The organism is Agromyces sp. P1_H4 (assembly GCF_056405255.1).
In genome coordinates, this window is record NZ_JBFUCL010000272.1 from 1 (window position 1) to 5,206 (window position 5,206).

7 protein-coding genes are annotated in these 5,206 nt (G+C 71.2%); 5 read left to right on the forward strand and 2 right to left on the reverse strand.

Annotated features, from left to right (window positions below; translation table 11 throughout):
• Window positions 1-84 precede the first annotated feature (84 nt).
• Both AC1DY2_RS14910 and AC1DY2_RS14915 read left to right on the forward strand, forming a co-directional pair.
• Complete coding sequence (locus tag AC1DY2_RS14910) at window positions 85-426, forward strand: gamma-glutamylcyclotransferase family protein (RefSeq protein WP_476763137.1); 342 nt, start codon at window positions 85-87, stop codon at window positions 424-426.
• A gap of 148 nt (window positions 427-574) precedes the next feature.
• Window positions 575-1,006 carry a DUF1761 domain-containing protein gene (locus AC1DY2_RS14915; protein WP_476763138.1) on the forward strand — a complete coding sequence of 144 codons (432 nt, stop codon included), beginning with the start codon at window positions 575-577 and terminating at the stop codon, window positions 1,004-1,006.
• Between the two features lie 208 nt (window positions 1,007-1,214).
• On the opposite strand, the gene AC1DY2_RS14920 is transcribed toward AC1DY2_RS14915, so the two are convergent.
• A complete protein-coding gene (locus tag AC1DY2_RS14920; protein WP_476763139.1) occupies window positions 1,215-1,565 on the reverse strand; it encodes a nuclear transport factor 2 family protein in 351 nt (116 codons plus the stop codon).
• 69 nt (window positions 1,566-1,634) lie between these two features.
• Complete coding sequence (locus AC1DY2_RS14925; protein WP_476763140.1) at window positions 1,635-2,504, reverse strand: hypothetical protein; 870 nt, start codon at window positions 2,502-2,504, stop codon at window positions 1,635-1,637.
• 200 nt (window positions 2,505-2,704) lie between these two features.
• On the opposite strand from AC1DY2_RS14925, the gene AC1DY2_RS14930 reads away from it, so the two are divergent.
• The 3 genes from AC1DY2_RS14930 (at window position 2,705) to AC1DY2_RS14940 (ending at window position 5,065) form a co-directional block, all read left to right on the forward strand.
• Window positions 2,705-3,826, forward strand: a complete 1,122-nt coding sequence (locus AC1DY2_RS14930; RefSeq protein WP_476763141.1) for a sensor histidine kinase — start codon at window positions 2,705-2,707, stop codon at window positions 3,824-3,826.
• Complete coding sequence (locus tag AC1DY2_RS14935; protein WP_476763142.1) at window positions 3,823-4,479, forward strand: response regulator transcription factor; 657 nt, start codon at window positions 3,823-3,825, stop codon at window positions 4,477-4,479. The genes AC1DY2_RS14930 and AC1DY2_RS14935 overlap by 4 nt, the downstream gene beginning before the upstream one ends.
• Window positions 4,480-4,681: 202 nt before the next feature.
• Window positions 4,682-5,065, forward strand: a complete 384-nt coding sequence (locus AC1DY2_RS14940) for a YciI family protein (protein ID WP_476763143.1) — start codon at window positions 4,682-4,684, stop codon at window positions 5,063-5,065.
• Window positions 5,066-5,206: the final 141 nt, after the last annotated feature.

Genomic DNA, 5,206 nt, shown 5'->3' on the forward strand with positions numbered 1-5,206 from the left:
AGGGCGGGGTGCGTGCTGCACCCCGCCTCGTCGCGTTGCGCCCGCGTGCTCCGGATGCCGCGGCGCGGCCGCTAGCCTCGACGCATGCCTTCGACCGAACGCCTCTTCAGCTACGGCACCTTGCGCCTGCCCGCCGTACAACGCGAGCTGTTCGGCGCCGAGTTGCCCACGTCGGCCGACGCGCTCGTCGGGTGGCGGCGCCGGATGCTGCGCATCACCGATCCCGACGTGGTCGCAGTGAGCGGCGAGGCCGAGCATCCGATCCTCGAGCGCACCGACGACCCCGCCGATCGCGTCGACGGGGCCGTGCTCGAGGTGACCGCCGCGCAGCTCGCCGCGGCCGATTGTTACGAGGTCGACGACTACCGCCGGGTGCGCGCGCAGTTGTCGTCGGGCGGCGACGTCTGGGTTTACGCGGCGGGCTGAGCGCACTCGCGCAACTGCGACCGACGCAAGACACGGCCCCGGCGCGCTGCCGTCCACCGGTACGACAGCCGGAGTACGCTCTCGCCCAGCGACGGCGCGGGAGCGCAGCGCGGCGATGCGCGGCTCCGGCCGCGGCGAGGAGGCGGAGATGGTCCCCGAGATCAACTACTGGGCGGTGCTGCTGGCGACGGCGTCGAGCATGGCGGTCGGCGCCATCTGGTACGCGCGGGGTGTGTTCGGCACCCGATGGGCGAAGCTCGCCAACGTCGACCTGGACCGACCGGGCGCGAGCGCCGTGATGCCACTCATCGTGACGGTGCTCGTGAGCTTCGTCACGGCATGGGTGCTCGCGGGCGCCACGAACATCGCGTGGCACTTCTACGGCGGCGGGTACCTGGCGGCGGCGCTGCTCACCGCGGTGATCCTCTGGGCCGGCTTCACCGCCGCGCGATTCATCACCCACGACGTGTTCGAGGGCCGCCCGTCATCCCTCACCGTGATGAACATCGCGCACGAGCTCGTCACGATCGTCATCATGGCGATCATCATCGGCGTCTGGCCGCCCGCCGGCACCGTCTGACCGTCGGCGGACGCGGCCAGAGCGAACCGCGCCCCAACGCTGCCCCGGGGCATCCGCAGCGCTGAATCGGCACATCATCCCTTGTCGAATCCTTCGGTACTTCGGTACTTCGGTACTTCGGTACTTCGGTACCGATTTCGAGGGAGCGTTGCTTTCACGCCTCCACGCCGCTGGCACCGCACCCACCCGGTCCCAGCCCGCAGGCTCTTCACCCGTGCGGGTCGACCGCGCCGCCGAAGTAGACCTCGACGGACTTCACCCGGCCGTCCTCGACCTGCGACGCCTCGGCGTTGCGCCAACGCACCCCGTCGACGCGGTACTCGTACCGGTGGAGCACCACCCCGTCGACCTCGGCGATCTGCAGCGTCTGCGACGGCTCATCGAAGTGATCCGCGGTCGGGAAGCACCGCTCCAGCCAGGTGGCCTTGTCGAGGTGGTCGTCCTGCGGGCTGGTGAACACGAAGTCGTCGGCCATGAGGGCTTCGGCTCGCTCGCGATCCTGCTCTTGGAACGCCCGCATGAACGACGTGACCACGGCGACGCTGTTCGGCTCCGACATGCCGCGATGCTAYGGCGCCGGCATGCCGCCCACAACAGGGGCGAGAGAGCGGATGCCGCGAGCCAGGCGTTACCGAACAGCCGGCGTCCGTCCATGGCCTCGCCGCAGCACCGCGACCGCCGCCACGCCCGCGACGACCGCGAGCGCGACGAAAGCCGCCACAGTCTCGCCGTCGGGTCGAACGAGGCTCTGCCCGCGCATCGCCTGCCAGATGACGAGCAGCACCACCGCGGTGTAGGTCGCTCCAGCCACGGCGAGCAGGCGGGCTCGGGTCGTCGCGTCGAGGCGCGTCCACCGCAGCAGCGCCCAGGCGAGCAGCGGCAGGAGCTGCAGCGCGTGCAGCCCGACGAAGTGCCCGATGCGCAGGTCGCCGTGCTCGAGGCTCCAGCCGGTGATCGGCATGCCGGCCCCGCCATCGGCCGCCCCGACGGTGTGTCCGCCCGAGTCGTTCCAGCCCTTGTTGAAGATCATCGTGAGGGCGGCGAGCATGCCGAGCACGCTGATGCCGATGCCCCAGCGGAGCCCGCCCGCYAGTCCCGGGTCGAGGCCTCGCTGCCGCAGCGCGAGCACGCCGGCGGCGATCGTGGCGATGACCACGAGCGACACGATGCCGCCCATCGCGTAGAAGACCGCGGCATCGAAGGCGGTCGCCTCGTTGTAGTGGCTGGTCGTGCCGCGCAGCACCTGCATCTCCACGAGCGCGATCTCGGCGACGAGCGCGACGGAGATGACGGAGCTGAGCACGGCGAGCAGCCGATCGTGGCCGCGCACGTACGACAGGATCCAGCGCAGCGTCAGCAGGTACACGGCGATCGAGAACGCGAACTTGGCGGGCTTCATCCACGCGGGAGCGCCCGTGATCACCGTCTGATCGACGATCAGGCCTACCACGGCGATCACCAACGCGGCGGCACTGAGGCCGGCGCCGACCGCGAGCACGGCGCGTGCCGCTGTCGCGGTCGAGGGCCTAGGGGAGGAAGAGCGAAGCGGAGTTGCGAGTGAAGTGGTCATGCCCCGATGCTCCGCGCGCGGCATCCGGCCGTCATCGCACCGGGGAACGCCTCGTTCTCGTACCACGGGACGAGGCGCGAACCCGTCCGATACGGTTTCGTTGAGGCGAGGCCCGAGAGGAGCGACGCATGACGCGAGCTTCAGTCGCGGCGGGTTCACGGGTCACCGACCTCGTCTACGCCGGAGCCGCTCTCGTGGCCGCGGTCCTGGCCGTCGTCAATGCCCAGTTCAACCCGGCGGTCGTCGTGGCCATGCTCATCGCCCTCGTACCGTGGGCACTGCTCGTCTTCGGCGTCGAGCTCCCACTGCTCGCCTTCGCCGCGCTCGCGATCATCCCGGTGATCCCCGTCATCGCGCTCTCCGAGATCGGCGCCGCCCTCTTCCTCAGCTTGGCGGCCGCGAGCCGGCTCGCCAGTCGAACCGATGACTGGTGGCTGATCGGCTCGGTCACCGCCGTCATCATGGTGCTCCCCTTCGTGCCGTTCCTGTTCGGGGTCGAGTGGGACGTCGGCGCGATCTACTTCGCCTTCGGCGGCGCGTTCGCCGTGCTCATCGGCGTGCTCCTGCGGCGCGCGACGCGGTTGGCCGACGAGCTGCGCGCGGCCGAGGGTGAGCTGGCGGATGCCGCGGCACGCGAGGAGCGCCATCGCATCGCTCGTGACGTGCACGACCTCGTCGCCCACTCGCTCACCGTGGTCGTGCTGCATGTCGGCGGGGCCAGACGGGTGATTCGTTCGAATCCGGATGCCGCTGAGGCGGCCCTCATCGAAGCCGAACGGGTGTCGCGCGAGAGTCTCGACGCGATTCGCGGGGCCGTCGGGATGCTGCGGGATGACGACGAGTCCGAGTGGGCATCGCTGGACCTCGAGCGACTCGTCACGACCTACCGTTCGGCGGGGCTTCCGGTCGAGCTGCGCATCGTCGGCACCCCCGAACCCCTCTCGCTGCCCATCCGGCTGACGCTCTACCGGGTGGTGCAGGAGGCGCTCGCCAACGCGGCCCGGCACAGCGCGCCCGCGGCATCCGCTGCGGTGCAGATCGCGATCGACGATCATGCCGTGATCGCCCGGATCTCGAACGCGTTCATGCCGACGGGCGTGACGGATGCCGCTACGGACCACGCTCCCGATGGCTACGGGCTCGTCGGACTCCGCGAGCAGGCCGCCTCGCTCGGCGGCGAGCTCAGCAGCGGGCCGGAGGGCGACTCGTGGGTCGTCGAGTGCCGCCTTCCCGTCGGAGGTGTCGCGTGACCGCGCCGCTTCGGCTCCTGCTCGTCGACGACCAGGCGATGGTACGGGCCGGTCTCGCGCTCATCCTGGGTGCCGAGGCCGACCTCGAGGTGGTCGCCGAGTGCGGCGACGGCACAGGCGTGCTGCCCGCGGTCCGCGCGCACCACCCCGACCTCGTGCTCATGGACGTACGGATGCCGCGGATGGACGGCCCCGAGGCGACGCGGCAGCTGCGCGCGGCATCCGACTCCCCGCCCGTGCTCGCCCTGACGACGTTCGACGACGACGCGGTGCTCTGGGGAGCGCTGACGGCCGGCGCCGCGGGCTTCGTGCTCAAGGACAGCCCGGCCGAGGACCTGATCGCGGCGGTGCGCGCCGTCGCCGCCGGCGGAGCCTGGCTCGACCCGCGCGTGTTACCGCGCGTGTTGGCGCGGGCGAAGGAGCGCGCGCCGTCGTCGGCAACGGCGAGCCGAGCGCTCGAGCAGCTCACCCCGCGCGAGCTCGAGGTGCTGCGCCGCATCTGCGCCGGGGCGAACAACCGCGAGATCGCGGCCCAGCTGCACGTGGGGGAGCGCACGGTGAAGTCGCACGTCTCGGCGATCTTCATGAAGCTCGGCGCCCGCGACCGCGCCGCGGCGATCATCGCCGCCTACGACGCGGGCCTCCGCCCGTAGATTCCGGATGCCGCAGAAGCGCCGCTTCTCTCGACCGGCAGCCAGCTGCCAACGGCGCGACCTGTCGATCGCCCTGCCGCTCGGTCGTCATCCCAGTAGAGGCCGACATCCGGCCGACTCCCGAAGGGGAGCGAACGAGGATGACCCCGGCGACGGCGGCGCGCGAGTACCCTGTCGCTGGATCGGGTCGAGGAGGAACACCATGCGCTACACACTGCTGCTTCACTACCCCGAGATGACCGCCGACGAGCTCGGTGACGAGGCGCTCGCCGAGGGCCAGCAAGCCTTCACCGCCTACGCCGCCACGCTGCATTCGGYGGGTGTGCTGCTCAGCGCCGAGGTGCTGCAACCGTCGTCGAGCACGACGACCCTGCGTGCCGACGGCGGCGCCCTGCAGGTGCAGGACGGCCCGTTCGCCGACACGAAGGACCAGCTCGGCGGCACGTTCGTGATCGACGTGCCCGACCTCGATACCGCGATCGAGTGGGCCAAGCAGGCTCCCTCGATGGCCTACGGCGCAGGCGGCGTCGAGGTGCGCCCGGGCGCCGTGTACACGGTCGACGGCGTGTGGACTCCCAACGAGTGAACGTCGATGGCGCGCGGGCGGCGGCTGCGGCATCCGTCGAGCTGGTCGCCCGCGCGTCGTACGGGCGGCTGATCGCGCTGCTCGCGGCATCGTCGGGTGACCTCGCGCTCGCCGAGGACGCCCTGGCCGGCGCCTTCGAGC